Source organism: Ruegeria sp. HKCCA6837 (genome assembly GCF_013034475.1).
GTDB lineage: Bacteria > Pseudomonadota > Alphaproteobacteria > Rhodobacterales > Rhodobacteraceae > Ruegeria.
In genome coordinates this window covers 25039-40131 of the sequence record NZ_WQGD01000021.1, presented here as the reverse complement: position 1 = coordinate 40131, position 15093 = coordinate 25039, and the positions used below count along the sequence as shown (strand labels likewise).

The 15093-nt window shown below is 56.0% G+C and carries 19 protein-coding genes; 10 read left to right on the top strand and 9 right to left on the bottom strand.

The window, feature by feature from the left end; all coding sequences use genetic code 11:
* Window positions 1–183: 183 nt before the first annotated feature.
* On the bottom strand, window positions 184–2142 hold the full coding sequence (gene parE, locus GOV91_RS20300; RefSeq protein ID WP_171236807.1) for a DNA topoisomerase IV subunit B: 1959 nt from the start codon (window positions 2140–2142) through the stop codon (window positions 184–186).
* Between the two features lie 178 nt (window positions 2143–2320).
* The gene (locus tag GOV91_RS20295) at window positions 2321–3169 is read right to left on the bottom strand and encodes a peptidase S41 (RefSeq protein WP_254440735.1); all 849 of its coding nucleotides are present in this window, start codon (window positions 3167–3169) and stop codon (window positions 2321–2323) included.
* A gap of 461 nt (window positions 3170–3630) precedes the next feature.
* On the opposite strand from GOV91_RS20295, the gene GOV91_RS20290 reads away from it, so the two are divergent.
* On the top strand, window positions 3631–4239 hold the full coding sequence (locus tag GOV91_RS20290; protein ID WP_171236805.1) for a carboxymuconolactone decarboxylase family protein: 609 nt from the start codon (window positions 3631–3633) through the stop codon (window positions 4237–4239).
* A gap of 13 nt (window positions 4240–4252) precedes the next feature.
* Here GOV91_RS20290 and GOV91_RS20285 read toward each other — a convergent pair whose 3' ends face one another.
* A complete protein-coding gene (locus tag GOV91_RS20285) occupies window positions 4253–5131 on the bottom strand; it encodes an alpha/beta fold hydrolase (RefSeq protein ID WP_171236804.1) in 879 nt (292 codons plus the stop codon).
* Window positions 5132–5253: 122 nt separating this feature from the next.
* Between GOV91_RS20285 and ppk2 the strand changes: the two genes are divergently transcribed.
* A complete protein-coding gene (ppk2, locus tag GOV91_RS20280; protein WP_171090914.1) occupies window positions 5254–6177 on the top strand; it encodes a polyphosphate kinase 2 in 924 nt (307 codons plus the stop codon).
* A gap of 107 nt (window positions 6178–6284) precedes the next feature.
* Window positions 6285–7655: an MATE family efflux transporter gene (locus GOV91_RS20275; protein ID WP_171236803.1), complete on the top strand. Its 1371-nt coding sequence runs from the start codon at window positions 6285–6287 to the stop codon at window positions 7653–7655.
* On the opposite strand, the gene GOV91_RS20270 is transcribed toward GOV91_RS20275, so the two are convergent.
* Both GOV91_RS20270 and GOV91_RS20265 read right to left on the bottom strand, forming a co-directional pair.
* On the bottom strand, window positions 7652–8053 hold the full coding sequence (locus GOV91_RS20270; RefSeq protein WP_171177431.1) for a hypothetical protein: 402 nt from the start codon (window positions 8051–8053) through the stop codon (window positions 7652–7654). The two genes, GOV91_RS20275 and GOV91_RS20270, sit on opposite strands and share 4 nt — an antisense overlap.
* A 2-nt stretch (window positions 8054–8055) precedes the next feature.
* Window positions 8056–9258 carry a pyridoxal phosphate-dependent aminotransferase gene (locus GOV91_RS20265; RefSeq protein WP_171177429.1) on the bottom strand — a complete coding sequence of 401 codons (1203 nt, stop codon included), beginning with the start codon at window positions 9256–9258 and terminating at the stop codon, window positions 8056–8058.
* A gap of 92 nt (window positions 9259–9350) precedes the next feature.
* On the opposite strand from GOV91_RS20265, the gene GOV91_RS20260 reads away from it, so the two are divergent.
* From GOV91_RS20260 to GOV91_RS20250, 3 genes are all read left to right on the top strand, one after another.
* The gene (locus GOV91_RS20260; RefSeq protein WP_171236802.1) at window positions 9351–9743 is read left to right on the top strand and encodes a helix-turn-helix transcriptional regulator; all 393 of its coding nucleotides are present in this window, start codon (window positions 9351–9353) and stop codon (window positions 9741–9743) included.
* Window positions 9740–9997 (top strand): succinate dehydrogenase assembly factor 2, encoded by a 258-nt coding sequence (locus GOV91_RS20255; RefSeq protein ID WP_171236801.1) that lies wholly within the window; start codon window positions 9740–9742, stop codon window positions 9995–9997. Before GOV91_RS20260 ends, GOV91_RS20255 begins: the two co-directional genes overlap by 4 nt.
* Before the next feature lie 78 nt (window positions 9998–10075).
* On the top strand, window positions 10076–10573 hold the full coding sequence (locus GOV91_RS20250) for a MarR family winged helix-turn-helix transcriptional regulator (protein ID WP_171236800.1): 498 nt from the start codon (window positions 10076–10078) through the stop codon (window positions 10571–10573).
* Here the strand turns inward: GOV91_RS20250 and GOV91_RS20245 are convergent.
* From GOV91_RS20245 to GOV91_RS20235, 3 genes are read right to left on the bottom strand one after another with little or no spacing between them, the layout of a single operon-like run.
* Window positions 10567–11286: a DUF1194 domain-containing protein gene (locus GOV91_RS20245; RefSeq protein ID WP_171236799.1), complete on the bottom strand. Its 720-nt coding sequence runs from the start codon at window positions 11284–11286 to the stop codon at window positions 10567–10569. The two genes, GOV91_RS20250 and GOV91_RS20245, sit on opposite strands and share 7 nt — an antisense overlap.
* A complete protein-coding gene (locus GOV91_RS20240) occupies window positions 11283–11984 on the bottom strand; it encodes a DUF1194 domain-containing protein (RefSeq protein ID WP_171236798.1) in 702 nt (233 codons plus the stop codon). The genes GOV91_RS20245 and GOV91_RS20240 overlap by 4 nt, the downstream gene beginning before the upstream one ends.
* Window positions 11981–12409, bottom strand: a complete 429-nt coding sequence (locus GOV91_RS20235) for a VOC family protein (RefSeq protein WP_171236797.1) — start codon at window positions 12407–12409, stop codon at window positions 11981–11983. Before GOV91_RS20235 ends, GOV91_RS20240 begins: the two co-directional genes overlap by 4 nt.
* Before the next feature lie 176 nt (window positions 12410–12585).
* Here GOV91_RS20235 and thyX point away from each other — a divergent pair, with 176 nt between their 5' ends.
* Together thyX and GOV91_RS22835 are read left to right on the top strand one after the other, a co-directional pair.
* Window positions 12586–13494, top strand: a complete 909-nt coding sequence (gene thyX, locus GOV91_RS20230) for an FAD-dependent thymidylate synthase (protein WP_171236796.1) — start codon at window positions 12586–12588, stop codon at window positions 13492–13494.
* Window positions 13495–13731: 237 nt separating this feature from the next.
* Window positions 13732–13860: a hypothetical protein gene (locus tag GOV91_RS22835; protein WP_256369249.1), complete on the top strand. Its 129-nt coding sequence runs from the start codon at window positions 13732–13734 to the stop codon at window positions 13858–13860.
* Between the two features lie 84 nt (window positions 13861–13944).
* Here GOV91_RS22835 and GOV91_RS20220 read toward each other — a convergent pair whose 3' ends face one another.
* Window positions 13945–14151 carry a cold-shock protein gene (locus GOV91_RS20220; protein WP_008758035.1) on the bottom strand — a complete coding sequence of 69 codons (207 nt, stop codon included), beginning with the start codon at window positions 14149–14151 and terminating at the stop codon, window positions 13945–13947.
* Window positions 14152–14365: 214 nt separating this feature from the next.
* Between GOV91_RS20220 and GOV91_RS20215 the strand changes: the two genes are divergently transcribed.
* Both GOV91_RS20215 and GOV91_RS20210 read left to right on the top strand, forming a co-directional pair.
* Window positions 14366–14683 carry an ArsC/Spx/MgsR family protein gene (locus tag GOV91_RS20215; RefSeq protein ID WP_171177409.1) on the top strand — a complete coding sequence of 106 codons (318 nt, stop codon included), beginning with the start codon at window positions 14366–14368 and terminating at the stop codon, window positions 14681–14683.
* 41 nt (window positions 14684–14724) lie between these two features.
* The gene (locus tag GOV91_RS20210; RefSeq protein ID WP_171236794.1) at window positions 14725–15093 is read left to right on the top strand and encodes a hypothetical protein; all 369 of its coding nucleotides are present in this window, start codon (window positions 14725–14727) and stop codon (window positions 15091–15093) included.

Sequence of the window (15093 nt, the reverse complement as noted above, 5' to 3'; positions counted from 1 at the left end):
CCCTTGTTCCCCCCTCTCGACCAAAGTAGTGGCCCAATTTTACGGGGCAAAGACACTACCGCGAAGGTAAAAAAAGCGCTAAAGTAAAGAGCCTTTCGAGTTTTGGTCAGGTTTTCGTGTTCAATAGCGGAAGTTAGGGGCACGTTGCTAAATTCTTTCCAAAATAGCTTCTTAAATAGAAAATTATACGTCCAACTCCTCCACAAACCGCGCGTTCTCCTGAATGTACTGGAACCGCAGTTCGGGTTTTTTGCCCATCAGGCGCTCGACCAGGTCGCCGGTCTCGCCGGGTTCGTCCTCGTCGATGGTGACCCGGATCAATTTCCGGGATTTGGGGTCCATCGTCGTCTCTTTCAGATCCTTGGCGTCCATCTCGCCCAGACCTTTGAAGCGCGAGACGTCGATCTTGCCCTTGCCGCCCAGACCTTTTTCAAGCCACTCGTCACGCTCGGCCTCGTCCAGGCAATAGACGCGTTTGGCGCCTTGGGTCAGGCGGTACAGGGGCGGGCAGGCGAGGTACAGGTGGCCCGCGTCGATCATCGGGCGCATCTGGGTGAAGAAGAACGTCATCAGCAAGGACGCGATATGCGCCCCGTCCACATCCGCGTCTGTCATGATGATGACCTTGTCATAGCGCAGGTCATCAACGTTGAACTTGGTACCGAGGCCAACACCCAGCGCTTGGGTCAGATCGTTGATCTCGGCGTTGGTGCCCAGTTTCGAACTGGCCGCGCCCAGCACGTTCAGGATCTTGCCGCGCAGGGGCAGCAGGGCCTGCGTTTTGCGGTCCCGACCCATTTTTGCCGAACCGCCCGCAGAATCGCCCTCGACGATGAATAATTCCGTGCCGTCCCGTGTTGAACTACTACAGTCCACCAGCTTGCCGGGAAGACGAAGTTTCTTAGTGGCGGACTTGCGTTGTGTTTCCTTCTCGGCCCGTCGGCGCAGGCGTTCCTCAGCCCTTAGGATGAGGAAATCCAGGATCGCGCCGGCGGATTTCGTGTCGGCGGCCAACCAGTTGTCGAAATGGTCGCGGACCGAGTTTTCGACCAGCCGCTGGGCCTCGACCGTGGCCAGACGGTCTTTGGTCTGGCCGGCGAATTCCGGTTCGCGGATAAAGCAAGATACCAGCGCGCAGCCGCCGGTGATCAAGTCATCGCGAGTGATCTGACCGGCCTTCTTGTTGTTGATCAGTTCTCCGTAAGCCTTGATCCCCTTGAGGATCGCGGCCCAGAACCCCGCCACATGGGTGCCGCCTTCGGGTGTGGGGACGGTGTTACAGTAAGACTGGATGAACCCGTCGCGCGAGGGCGTCCAGTTGATCGCCCACTCGACCTTGCCGGGCGTGCCGAATTTTTCGTTGAAATCCACGGTACCTGCAAAGGGCTGCTCGGCATAGGTGGACGAGCCGTTCATCGTCTCTTTCAGATAATCCGAAAGGCCGCCGGGGAAGTGAAAGGTCGCCTCGGTCGGTGTTTCACCGTCGTCGATGGCGGATTTCCAGCGGATTTCGACGCCCGAGAACAGGTAGGCCTTGGAGCGGATGGATTTGAACAGGCGTGCGGGTTTGAACTTGTGGTGGCCGAAAATGTCAGGATCGGCGTGGAAGGTCACCATGGTGCCGCGCCGGTTGGGGGCCGCGCCGACCTTTTCCACGGGGCCCAGCGGCACACCGCGCGAGAACCGCTGTTCGAACAGCGTCTTGTCGCGCGCCACCTGCACGACCATTGAATCCGACAGCGCGTTCACCACCGAGGCACCCACACCGTGCAGGCCGCCCGAGGTCTGATACGCCTTGCCCGAGAACTTACCACCCGCGTGCAGGGTGCACAGGATGACCTCAAGCGCGGATTTGTCAGGGAACTTGGGGTGCGGATCGATCGGAATGCCGCGCCCGTTGTCGCGCACGGTCAGCGCGTAATCCGCGTGCAGTTCGACCTCGATCCGGTTGGCATGGCCCGCCACAGCCTCGTCCATCGAATTGTCGAGGATTTCAGCCACCATATGATGCAACGCGCGCTCATCGGTGCCGCCGATATACATGCCGGGGCGTTTGCGGACCGGTTCCAGACCTTCGAGCACCTCGATCGAGGAGGCGTCATAGGTATTGGTCGCTTCGGGCGTCAACAGATCGTCGGGCATGGGTGCTGCTCTTGTTTTTGAGTTTCTCCTATTATGGCAGGTGATGTGGTCCGGGGGAAGAGGGGCGCGAGGTGTTGTGGAAGCTTTGGGTTGCGCTGGGCACCAAACGGACTCATTGCTGTGCTTGCGACGCCTGGCTTTGCTTTTGACAGCGCTGCAGGATTTGACGGCCGTTCGTCTAATCGCTCATACTTTTGAGAACGCGTTGATAGAACGCGCCTTGTGCATCCTCACCAATAGGTCCCTCGACCCATTCCCGGTCCAAATTCAGTGCTCCTGCGGGTACGATTTGCCGGGCTATTTCGGGCGGTGTGGTTTCGCCAGACGTTCCACCTTCCCAGTCGTGAAAGGCTGACGAATACCGCACGACGGCTCCGCTCGTCGGCAAGTTGAGCAAGCCGCCTTCGGCAAAGAACATCAAACCGTCGCCCATTTCTTCCCCGATGAGTTTGAGTCGATGTCCCAAACGATGTTTCAGGATGGCTACAAACACGATCGCTGCGGAGAACGTGAATTTATCGACAAGCACCACAACCTGCTCAATTGCGCTTTGCGAAATCGCCTCGATCAAGGGCATCGCCATAATAAAATTGCCGCCGGTGTTTCCGCGAACGTCAATTAAGAGCGTTTTGTTTGAGCAGGCTCTCACGCGGTCCGCTGCACCTGAGATGGCTTTAGGAAGTGCAGTTTCACTAGGGTCAAAGAAACTTGGCAACTGAATCGAAAGCCCAAGCCCTTGCCAGCCCTTTATCGCTACGAAGGTTTCGGGTTCCCAGGCGGGATCAGTTTTGCCGTGCTCGTTTCTGGGGTAGAGCGACGAGGCAGGAACAGTATTTCTGTTCGCCATTTTCAGATTGGTTATCTGCCCATTTTTTTCCCGCACACGATACTCGGTCGTCGCGCCTTTTGCAGAAAAACCCAAACGTGCCAATGCGTATGGCCAAGCCAGAAGAAGCGGTCCGATGACCCGTTTTCTTTGGGACGTCCCCGCCAGAAATTTCTCTGCCGCGGCTTCGATTTGGCTCAAAGCCGCACCGTTGACTGCTATCAACTCTCCTCGCGGTGCAGTTACTCCTGGTGCCGTCCCACTGACTTGAACGGAACGCCCGACACAAACGAACCTCAGTGGTAGCACCGAGATCGCATCATTGGGGATCAGCCGTGTGTGACCATTGTTTGGAAGTGCCAACAGGCGCATCGCGGACAACAAAAAAGCGTCAATGGAGCCCGCCAAAGCGCATCGCCGGCAGTCATTGATGCAGCTGTCTATTACAGCCTCATTGACCCACCGAAAGCTGGGATCGGTTGGCAGGACAGTTTCCAAAATTAGCTTCAAGTCTTGCGTCAGCGGCATGAATGACACTGCGCATGAACGCTCATCTATGTCCAGATTGGGCTCATCGTCGTGATTTGCCGAATTCGTCTCGCCACCAGCTCAAAGCGCTCATAGTCTCTGGCCATCAAACAAACACTTCAACAGGACCCCAAATGAGCTGGATCAAAACCATCCCCTTCGCTGAGGCCACGGGCAAGCTGAAGAAACTCTATGACCGGGTGACAGGCCCGGACAACAATGTGGACAACATCATGATGGCGCACAGCCTGCGGCCGCATTCGATGGAAGGCCACATGGCGATCTACAAAGCAGTCCTGCATCATTCGGGCAACAAGATCCCGAAATGGTTTCTTGAGGTGCTGGGCGTGTGGGTCAGTTCTCTGAACCGGTGCGGGTATTGCGTTGAACATCATTTTGCCGGCTTACTGCGGTTACTTGACGATGAAGCGAAAGGCAAAGCGATCCGGGCGGCGATTGAGGCGCGCGATCCGGCTGCTGCTCCGCTGGATGCAGCGCAGCTGGCTGCCATGATCTATGCCCGTAAACTGACCGAAACGCCGGGGGATATGGTTGAGGCGGATGTGATGGCCCTGCGCGAGGCCGGATGGGACGACGGAGAGATCCTTGAGATCAATCAGGTCTGTTCGTACTTCTCTTATGCAAACCGGACAGTGCTGGGGTTGGGATGTTCAACCGATGGCGACGAATTGGGCTTGTCGCCGAACAATTCTGACAACCCCGACGATTGGGGCCATCGTTAATGGACCTGACAGGTCAGGCCGTTTGAATCCATTCCTGAATGGCATGTGCAACGTCCTGCGGTTTTTGGTGATGCAGCCAGTGGTCAGTGCCAGGGATCGTGATGCGGGTCAGGTTGGGCGCGAAGGTTTCCAAACCTTCGGTTGCCTCGGGCAACAGGGCTTTGTCATCCGGTCCCCAAAGCAACAGATGCGGACATCGGACATGCAGCCGATCCAGCGGCAGATCCGGCAGGTCTGTTGCGGGAAGCCCCGGCTGCGCGACAACCAGCGGAGAGGCGCGATACCAGTTCAACATCGCCTCTAACCGTCCGGGTCGCGCCCATTCGGTCCGGTATTCGGCCATGCGGCTCTCGGTCAGCCAATCCAGTCCCATGCCGTGGCGAAAGAACCTTTCGAGCAATGCAAAGTTGTTTTCGGACAGTTTTTGTGCCGCATCGGGCGCCCGCAGTTGGTTGATGTATTGCGAGGCTTCTGATTGCGCACCGCCAGCGGCCATGGCGCGTTGAAACGGAACCGGATGCACGCCGTTTGCAATGATAAGCCGGTCAACAAGATCAGGTCGAAACATGGCAAGGCCATAGGCCACCGATGCTCCCCAGTCATGACCCAGTACAGCAAAAGGTGCGCCGTGGGTCTCAATCAAAGCGGCCATGTCGGACACCAGTTGAGATAGGGCATAGCTCTGCACCCCTTCAGGGCACCAGCTTTGGCCATATCCACGTTGGTCCGGTGCTATGCAGTAGAAGCGATCCGTCAGATAAGGGGCGAGATCTGCCCACGCACCGCCGTATTCCGGGAAACCATGCAGTATCAAAAGCGGTGGCGCATCAGGTTCGCCCCATGTTCGGACGCAAAAGGACTGACCATTCAGATCGGCAAATGACGTGTGCATCGGAACCTCTGATACAGAGTGGAATTTATGGGTTTTTGAGGCATCAATTTGACACCAATCAAAGCGGATTTTCGACGTTTCTGCTAGCCCAATTACAGGACAGTTGAAAAAGGATAAGATGTATGGAAGCCATTGCTCCGGTCGAAGCAAAATCCCCTCAGATCAAAGTCGTAGAGGCCAAGGCGGCGAATGCGGCAGAGCCAAGCCCCGAGAAGATCCGGCAGGCGTTCGAAAGCGGAAAATACCCCTATGGCCGCAAGATGGCGCGGTCGACGTATGAGGCGCAGAAGGCAAGCCTACAGGCGGAGCTTTTGAAGGTTCAGCTGTGGGCGCAGGATACGGGGCAACGGTTCGTTCTGCTGTTCGAAGGTCGCGATGCCGCAGGCAAGGGTGGCACGATCAAACGGTTCATGGAGCATCTGAACCCGCGTCAGGCCCGTGTGGTTGCACTGAACAAACCGACCTGGGAAGAGAAGGGGCAATGGTATTACCAGCGCTATGTTCAGGAACTGCCGACCGTTGGCGAAATGGTGTTCTATGACCGGTCCTGGTACAACCGCGCAGGTGTCGAACGTGTGATGGGGTTCTGCTCGCCCAACGAGTATCTGGAATTCATGCGTCAGACGCCGGAACTGGAACGGATGCTGGTGCGTTCGGGTATTCAGCTTTACAAGTACTGGTTCTCGGTCACGCAGGAAGAGCAGCAGCGCCGCTTCAAAAGCCGCGAGACCGACCCACTGAAGCAGTGGAAGCTGTCACCGATCGACAAGGCCAGCCTTAGCAAATGGGACGACTATACCGAGGCGAAAGAGGCGATGTTCTTTTACACTGACACCGCAGACGCGCCATGGACGATCATCAAGTCGAATGACAAGAAACGTGCGCGCCTGAATTGTATGCGTCATTTCCTGTCGACGCTGGATTACCCGGGCAAGGACTTGAACGTCGTAGGGGACCCTGATCCATTGATCGTTGGACAAGCCCACCACGTCATCCACCGGTCCGAGCATATTCTGGGCGCAACATTGCATCCGGATGCCCGCTAATCCTCAACGCGCCCGTTTTCCTAGCAAGAGCGGGCGCTCTGGTCTCATAGTGAAATTTTACTGATCCGCTCTTGTCCCGCGCCAAGCCCGCGCATATGGCTGGTGCAATGACAAAAGTGATGACATACCCCGCCCATTTTCGGGCGATTGCCGTACTTGGCTTGCCGCTGGTCGGTGGCCATCTGGCGCAGTTTGCCATCGGTTTGACCGATACCATCATGCTGGGCTGGTACGGGGTCGAGGCGCTGGCTGCGGTCACGCTGGCCAGCAGCTATTACTTTGTGCTGTTTTTGTTTGGGGCCGGGTTCGGCTGGGCGGTCATGCCAATGGTTGCCACAGCTGCGGCGGAGGGGGACGAAACCAGTATTCGACGCTCGACCCGCATGGGGCTGTGGCTGTCGTTGCTCTACGCAGTAGTGGTCATGCCGTTGCTGTGGTGGTCTTATCCAATCCTGATTGCCATGAAGCAGGAGCCGCAGGTTGCTGAAACAGCATCCGAGTATTTGCGCGTAGCTGGTTGGGGGTTGTTTCCGGCCCTTATCGTGATGGTGCTCAAATCCTACCTTGCGGCCTTGGAGCGAACGCAGATCGTGCTGTGGATCACAGTCGCGGCGGCATTTGTGAACGCGGTGACCAACTATGCGCTGATCTTCGGCAATTGGGGGGCACCGGAATTGGGTGTGATGGGTGCAGCAATCGCCTCAATCGCGACGCAGGTCGTTTCGCTAATCGCTGTTGTCATCTACGTTGTTCGAACACTGCCGGAACACAGCCTTTTTCAGCGTTTCTGGCGACCGGATTGGGAGATGTTCGCCAGTGTATGGAAGCTTGGGGTCCCGATTGGCCTGACCACGTTGGCCGAGGTGTCGCTGTTTGCAACATCGGCTGTGATGATGGGTTGGTTGGGGCAGGTTCCGCTGGCGGCGCATGGGATCGCGCTGAACCTCGCGTCGGCCACTTTCATGGTGCATCTGGGGTTGTCAAATGCGGCCACCATCCGGGCCGGAAATGCGCTTGGACGTCGGGATCGGGCGCATCTGGAGAAAGGCGCAATTGCGGTGACGGGCATGTCGCTGGTTATGTCTGTTTTCACAGTCATCCTGTTTCTGACCTGTGCTGAACCATTGATTTCCCTGTTCATGGAGGCGGATGATCCCCAGCGTGGACAAATCCTGGCCATTGGAACCGGGTTGTTGGCAATGGCAGCTTTGTTTCAACTGGTCGATGGGGCGCAGGTCATTGCGCTGGGCCTGCTGCGCGGGTTGCAGGATGCCAAGATTCCCATGGTCATGGCAGCGCTCAGCTATTGGGTCGTTGGAATCCCGGCGTCGTACTATTTTGGTTTTGTCCGTCAGATGGACGGCATCGGTGTCTGGCTTGGGCTGGTGCTCGGTCTGGCCTTCGCAGCCGTGTTGTTGATGGCCCGGTTCTGGATGCACTCGGTTCGTCAAATGCCCGCAGCGGCTGAGCCAGCTTAATCCTTGCTCAGCCGGTCTGCCTTTTTACGAACCAGGACGGTGCGCAGGTCATGCATTGCCATAAGCAACCTGTCAGTCACGTCTTCCAATTGCGCGTCAGTTGCCTTGGACTGAGCCCATTGTGTGGTCAGGTTCAGGTAGTCCACGGCGCGGTGTATGTCGTCGATATCGCGCTGGGCCAACAAGGCCCGGCGCTCTTGCATCCACCGGTCGATTTCAGCGTGATCCTGGTCTGAAAGTGTTCGCTGTCCTTGCGGTTTGACGTCGCCATTTCGGATATTGATGACCGCAATCTGGTCCATCTCAATTCGACGTTGGCGATTTTCCGTATCGACCCGAAACACTGCAGCCCCGTTTTCACGGATGCGAAAGTAATATTCGGGAAGATCGGCAGACATGGTCACCTCAAGGAAGCACAGAAACGCTGAATGCGGCTGCAAGCCTCGGTCAGCGCCGCATCGGACGTAGCGTAGCTGACCCGGAAATTTGGCGAAAGACCAAAGGCAGCGCCGAAGACAATGGCAACATCTGCCTCTTCCAACAGGGCAGTAGCAAAAGCTTCGTCCGTGTCGATGACCGTTCCGGCAGGAGTTGTTTTACCAATCAGCCCGGCGATTGAGGGATAAACATAAAACGCACCCTCCGGCGTCGGGCAGGTGATGCCGTCGATCTCGTTCAGCATCCGCACGACAAGATCGCGGCGGCGTTTAAACATCTCGTTATTTGGGGCCAGAAATTCCTGCGTGCCGTTCAACGCCTCAACCGCTGCCCATTGGCTGACCGTACAGGGGTTCGACGTGGATTGAGACTGGATTTTGCGCATCGCCGCGATGATCTCGACCGGACCTGCGGCATAGCCGATGCGCCAACCCGTCATCGCATACGCTTTGGAAACCCCGTTGCAGGTGAGCGTCCGGTCATACAGGCGGGGTTCCACTTCGGCGGGGGTGCAGAATTCAAACCCGTCATAAGCAAGGTGCTCATACATATCGTCCGACATGATCCAGACATGGGGATGGCGCATCAAAACATCTGTCAGCTCTTTCAGCTCTTCACGGCTATAGCCCGCACCGGTGGGGTTCGATGGAGAGTTAAAGATAAACCATTTGGTTTTTGGCGTGATCGCTGCTTCAAGCTGATCGGCAGTCAGTTTGAAATTGGTTTGCAGCGACGTTTCCGCAATCACCGGCGTACCACCCGCCAGCAAGACCATATCTGGATAGCTGACCCAGTAAGGGGCGGGGATTACGACCTCATCACCCTCATTCATCGTGGCCATCAGAGCGTTGTACAGCGTCTGCTTGCCACCGGTGCCTACCGAGATTTGCGCAGGCGCATAGTCCAGCCCATGATCACGCTTCATCTTGGCGCAAGCTGCCTGTTTCAGCTCGGGGATACCGTCGGGTGCGGTGTACTTGGTCTTTCCTGCTGCGATGGCCGCAACGGCTGCGTCTTTTATGTTCTGTGGCGTGTCGAAATCTGGCTCACCCGCGCTGAGGCCGATAACGTCTCGCCCGGCGGCCTTCAATTCGGCTGCTTTTGCCGTCATGGCGATGGTGGGCGATGGTTTGACGCGTGACAGTGTCGCAGACAGGAAACTCATAGTCGGCCTCGGTTTGTATGTTCAACCCGACTGTCATAGGGTGCGCCTGAAAGACGTTCAAGTTGTATAGAAACTCTGAATTGGAGACCCAAGTGACTGATGAAAACGACTGGTATGGTCCGGATTCTGCGACATTTGGGGATCGCCTGGCAGGGGCGCGCGAAGCTGCGGGCATGACACAGGTGCAATTGGCGCGTCGACTTGGGGTAAAAAAGGCAACTGTTTCCGATTGGGAAAACGATCTGTCCGAGCCTCGGGCGAACCGCTTGTCGATGATGGCCGGGATGGTCAACGTGTCGATCATGTGGCTTCTGACCGGTGAAGGCGAAGGCATGGATGCTCCGGTCGAAGAAGGTGAAGGCGGCATGGAGTTGTCTACCGCAGTCGCTGAGTTACGCGCCATTCGCGGGGAAATGCGCGCCTGCGCCGAGCGTGCGGCGCGGCTTGAGAAGAAAATGCGCGTGATGTTGGAGCAGAAGCATTGAGCGAACCCCGGGAGGTGCGGATCAAGCGTATGAAAATGCGCTCGATGCGGCGTGGAATCAAGGAAATGGATATTATCCTGTCGGCCTATGCAGATCGCAATCTCGCCGACATGGACGACGCTGGGTTGGATGTCTTTGACGCGCTGCTTCATGAAAACGATCAGGATCTTTATCAATGGGTGACAGGGCAGGTGCCGCCGCCTCAAAAGTTCGCAGATCTTGTGTCGAACATCGCGCAAACTTTTCAGAAGTAAGGGACATTCCAACTTAACTGAATTTTCGGACTTTCCATTCATCGTGTCCCAAACAGCACGACTGAATCGGAGGGTCGGATGAGTATGGAAATGCAGGTCTCCGGACCGGGAATCAAGGGCTTCATGACCAGCTATCTTGAGGCGCTGGCCCTTGTGGAACGGTTGCACAGGTTGCTGTTGGACGTCATCAAGGATGAGTTTGAGCGCGTCGGCGTATTGGAAATCAACGCTGTACAGGCGCTGCTGCTGTTCAACATTGGTGATCATGAGGTCACGGCGGGTGAATTGAAAAGCCGCGGCTACTATCAAGGCAGCAATGTCAGCTACAACCTTAAGAAACTGGTTGAGATGGGATACATGCACCACCAACGGTGCGAGATCGACCGCCGATCCGTGCGCGTGCGCCTGACGCCGCGTGGCAGGGAAATCCGCGATATCGTTTCCGATCTGTTTGCGCGCCATGCCGAAGGTCTTCAGGGCAGGGGGGTGTTGGAACTGGAAGGGATTGAAGACATCACGACATCGCTACGCCGCGTCGAACGGTACTGGACCGATCAAATCAGGTATATCTACTGATGAGGGCGGGCTTCGGACAGAACGAGACTGTCTAGTTCTCGGATCAGTTTGCGGGTCATGGCCTCTGCGTAGGCCTCAAACCCGAGGGCGACTTCAACGAACGCGTTTGGGCCGGATATAACCCACGCATTGTAATATGCCGACAGTTCTCCAACTTGCACATAGCGCCTGTCTCCTGAACTTGGATCATCCGCACCAATAACAAGCCCGTTGATCGTAATGCCGCTGCCACGCAATGCTTTTCTAACATCTCGTGGATGGGGTCCGAGGTTGTGCTTGCCGTCACCGGATAAATCCAGGGTACGCCGCCAGCATGTTCTTTGCTGGTTCAGCAGGTTCGCACCAAACAACATTGCCGAGCCCACTGCCGTCCCCTGGGCTGCCACCTTTCGCGAAGTTTGGACGAGGCGCTGGCTGATTGCATTCAGATCGGCAGCGGTTTGAATTTCGGTCCAGTTCAGTAGCGTCCTCTCATGCCCTGGTTCCGTCCATTCAAAAATCGCCAACCGCATGGATGTTGAACCGTTCGCCAGCATCAGTTGGCTTACTTCGGGATCGCGCAGAGCAGCAGCCAAACCTTCGACCTGCAACCTGTATTCACCGCTATCGACAGATGCCGACACATCCAGACCCAAAGCCAAGGCATGCCGGCATTGTGCAAGGGCGGGCTCTGAAAACAGGCAGAACAGAATGACCAGCAGGCGCGCCGTCATTGGTCGTAGACCTGTACTGAACCAATTTGCAGCCCGCTCAGTTCCCGCTCCAGTTTTCTACGCATCGCGCGTTCGAAGTCTTCAAAGCCTTGTGCGACTTCCAGAAAGGCGCCCGGACCATGCAGGACGTTGTTTTCGAAAAAAGGGATGAGAAAAAGTTCCCCTTCGAAATCAGCGGCGTTTATCACCAGGCCATTGACGACGATGTCATGGTCAAAGAACCGTTGATACGCGATTTGGGGTCCATAGCCGTCATTGTTGGACCCGTCTCCTGACAGATCTATGGTGTGAAATAGACAGGGAGGCGCGCTTTGGAATAGTTCTGCCCCGAACCGCAAAGCGTGCCCCATGGCCGTTGCCAAGCCTTCATTGGACCGGATCGACTGACTTATCCGGGTCGCCGCAGCCGCAAGATCTCTGTGGTTTTCGATCAAGTGCCAGTCGAGGATAACGTGCTGGGTACTTTGCCCGCTCCATTCATAGACGGCCAATGCAACAGGTAGAGGAGATGAAAAGAAAGCTTCTTGCACTTCAGGTGCCAGAAGTGCCGCGGCCAGTCCCTGTCGCTGTAAAATGTCTTCCGCGTCGTCGACCGAAACTGAAATGTCCATCGCCAAGGCCAGTGCCAAACGGCACTGCTCGGCCTGGATTGGGCTGGTCACAAGGGCCAGCCCCAGTGTTATGACCCACCTGATCACCAGTGGCCAGTGCTCTCCATGCTGGCCCAGGGCTCGGCCGGCTCAAGCGCGTTGCCATTTTGCAGCAACTCAACCGAGATGTTGTCAGGTGAACGGACAAACGCCATGCGCCCATCGCGCGGAGGGCGATTGATGGTCACGCCATTGTTCTGCAAATGCTGGCACACTTCGTAGATGTTATCGACACCATAAGCCAAGTGTCCAAAATGACGGCTGTCGCTGGGCAGGTCATCATCGCCATCCCAGTTGTACGTCAGCTCAATCGGAGCGTCTTCCTGGCCGGGAGGGGCCATGAAAATCAATGAGAACCGCCCCGCCTCGCTGTCATACCGACGCGTTTCCTTGAGACCCAAAAGCTCATAAAACGCCATGGATTTTTCCAGATCCTTCACCCGGACCATAGTGTGCAGATATGTCAGCGCCATTGCGGCCATCCTTTTTCGATTAGTTTTGCCAGCAACTTAGCGCACTGGTTTGATGTGTCGAGAGCGCCCTGCGACCGAAATCAAAAATTGCGTAGGTTGCGGCATATATCGCGGTTCCGATGCTGCGATTAGCGAGATATAGTAGAAGGCGACTCATTGCCAGAAAGGAAGATTTCATGCCGCTGTCCGCCGACCACCAGGCCGAGATCGAAGCGCAACGCGCCCAATCGCATCCAACACGTCGCGTCGTTTCAGCGGGAATGGAAGACCATTTGTACACCGCTCATCAGGTTCTGGACCACGGCTTTGTCCGCGTGATCGACTATATGGGCGATGACGCAGCGATCTGTCAGGCAGCCCGTGTTTCTTACGGCAAAGGCACCAAATCGGTTCAGAACGACGAAGGACTGATCCGGTATTTGATGCGGCACTGGCATTCGACCCCGTTCGAGATGTGCGAGGTCAAACTGCATGTAAAACTGCCCGTTTTCGTGGCGCGTCAGTGGATTCGGCATCGTACGGCCAATGTGAACGAATACTCAGCGCGTTATTCGATTCTGGATCGCGAGTTTTATATCCCCGCACCCGAACATGTGGCAGCACAGTCTGAGGTGAACAATCAGGGTCGCGGATCTGCGTTGGAAGGCGAAGAAGCCGCCCGTGTCCTGGAAATCCTGAAAGCTGACAGCACCCGCTGCTACGACAACTACGAGTCCATGATCAGCCATGACGGGCAACAGGGTCTGGCGCGTGAACTGGCCCGGATGAACCTTCCTGCGAATATCTACACACAGTGGTATTGGAAGGTCGACTTGCACAATCTGTTCCATTTCCTGCGTCTGCGTGCGGACTCTCATGCGCAATACGAAATCCGCGTATATGCGGATGCGATGTGCAAGATCGTCGCCGACTGGGTGCCGTTTGCTTACAAAGCGTTCGAGGATTACCGGTTGGGAGCAGTCAACCTTTCCGCGCAGATGGTGGAGAGCCTTCGGAACATGTTGGCTGGCGAGACGGTCACGCAAGAAAACTCAGGCATGACCGCCCGTGAATGGCGCGAGTTCGAAGCGATCATTCGTAAGTAATGCGCATTAACGCATAGCACTTGTCTATACATTGTGTCGTGGAATCGTTACGTTGGTTCCATGACCCATGTTTTTAAAACTACTTTTTGTTTGGTCTTTGGCCTAGCTTTGCCAGCACAGTCTCAGTCTCCTATCGCTGAAATTCTCTGTGAGCCGACACCCCGGTTGCACCAGAAATTAAAAGGCCAATTTGCGTCCAAGCGCGTGGCCACTGGCGTTCGTGGACCTGAACAGATCATGGAAGTTTGGTCAAACCAGCGCGGCGATTGGACGATGGTTGTGACCTATGCGACCGGCACGTCCTGCATCGTTGCCATGGGCGACAACTGGCTTTCTCACGACAGGTCAAAGCCCGCGCGAGGGTAATGGAACAATTCCGGTGGGGGGCGGGTGACGGCCGGAAATTGGCCGTCATCCTGAAATTTTTCACTCCGCGCGAGGCGGGTGGCGTTACAACGGCTTCAAATCAGCTGCCATTTGGCGGCCGTCGCGTCCGTCCTGCAACTCGTATGAGACTTTTTGATTGTCTGCGAGTCCGGTGAGGCCGGACCGTTCTACGGCCGAGATATGAACAAACACATCCTTGCCCCCCTCATCAGGGGCAATAAACCCATAGCCTTTCGTGGTATTGAACCATTTCACGGTGCCGGTTGGCATGTCCCGTGTCTCCTTCTACTTACGCATTGTCCCACAAATTGGTGGGGGCTGTGGTTGGCGTCATCGTAAACCCAACTGTTTCGCGTTTGCAGAACAGTCCAATTTACATGTTTCACCTTTTTCAACATTGCACGGTGAAGTAAAAAATCAAGAATAACTGCCCAAAACTGGCGTGATTGCCTAAAATCGAAGCACGAGCGGGAGTATCAATAAGATGAAGCTTTATGGGTTAAAGACTTGCGACACGTGTCGTAAGGCTCTGAAATCGTTGCCAGATGCAGAGCTTGTTGATGTCCGGCAGGATGGTGTTCCGGGCTCTGTGCTGTCGCAAGCTTTTGTCGAGTTCGGCAATGCTCTGCTCAATACCAGGTCAACCACCTGGCGCGGTTTGGACCAGAGCCAGCGCGAAAAAGCACCGATGGAGCTGCTAAAAGAGCACCCGACGTTGATGAAGCGCCCGTTGATCGAGAAGGACGGTAAGCTTCTGTTGGGCTGGACCGCTGAAACCCGCACCCAGCTTGGCATTTCCTAAATGGGTGCTTATTTGCCCAAGATCAGAAGTGAGGATTTTCTATGCGCAATGCCGCAATGATTTTGGGCGTTATTGCCGGGCTGATCGGTATGATCGTCGGGTTTTTCGGGTATGCCAAAGTGGTTGTCGTCGACCATGTTGGCGAGATTGATGGGGTTTTAAGCCAGGTCGATAACCCTGGCCTGATCCAGGCCCTTTCGATTATCGCGCCTTTGCTTGCGATTGCCGGAGGGGCAATGGCGCCTGTGCGAGCTCTGATTGGTGGGGTTTTGCTGCTGATTTCAGCCGGTGCTATGTACTATGCGTTTGGGTTTGGTGTCTTCACCATGTTCCCGATCGCATTCGCCAGCGTTGCGGGCTTCCTTGGGCTGGCGGCAGGAAAACCGGACCAGCCCAAAGCACATTTCTAG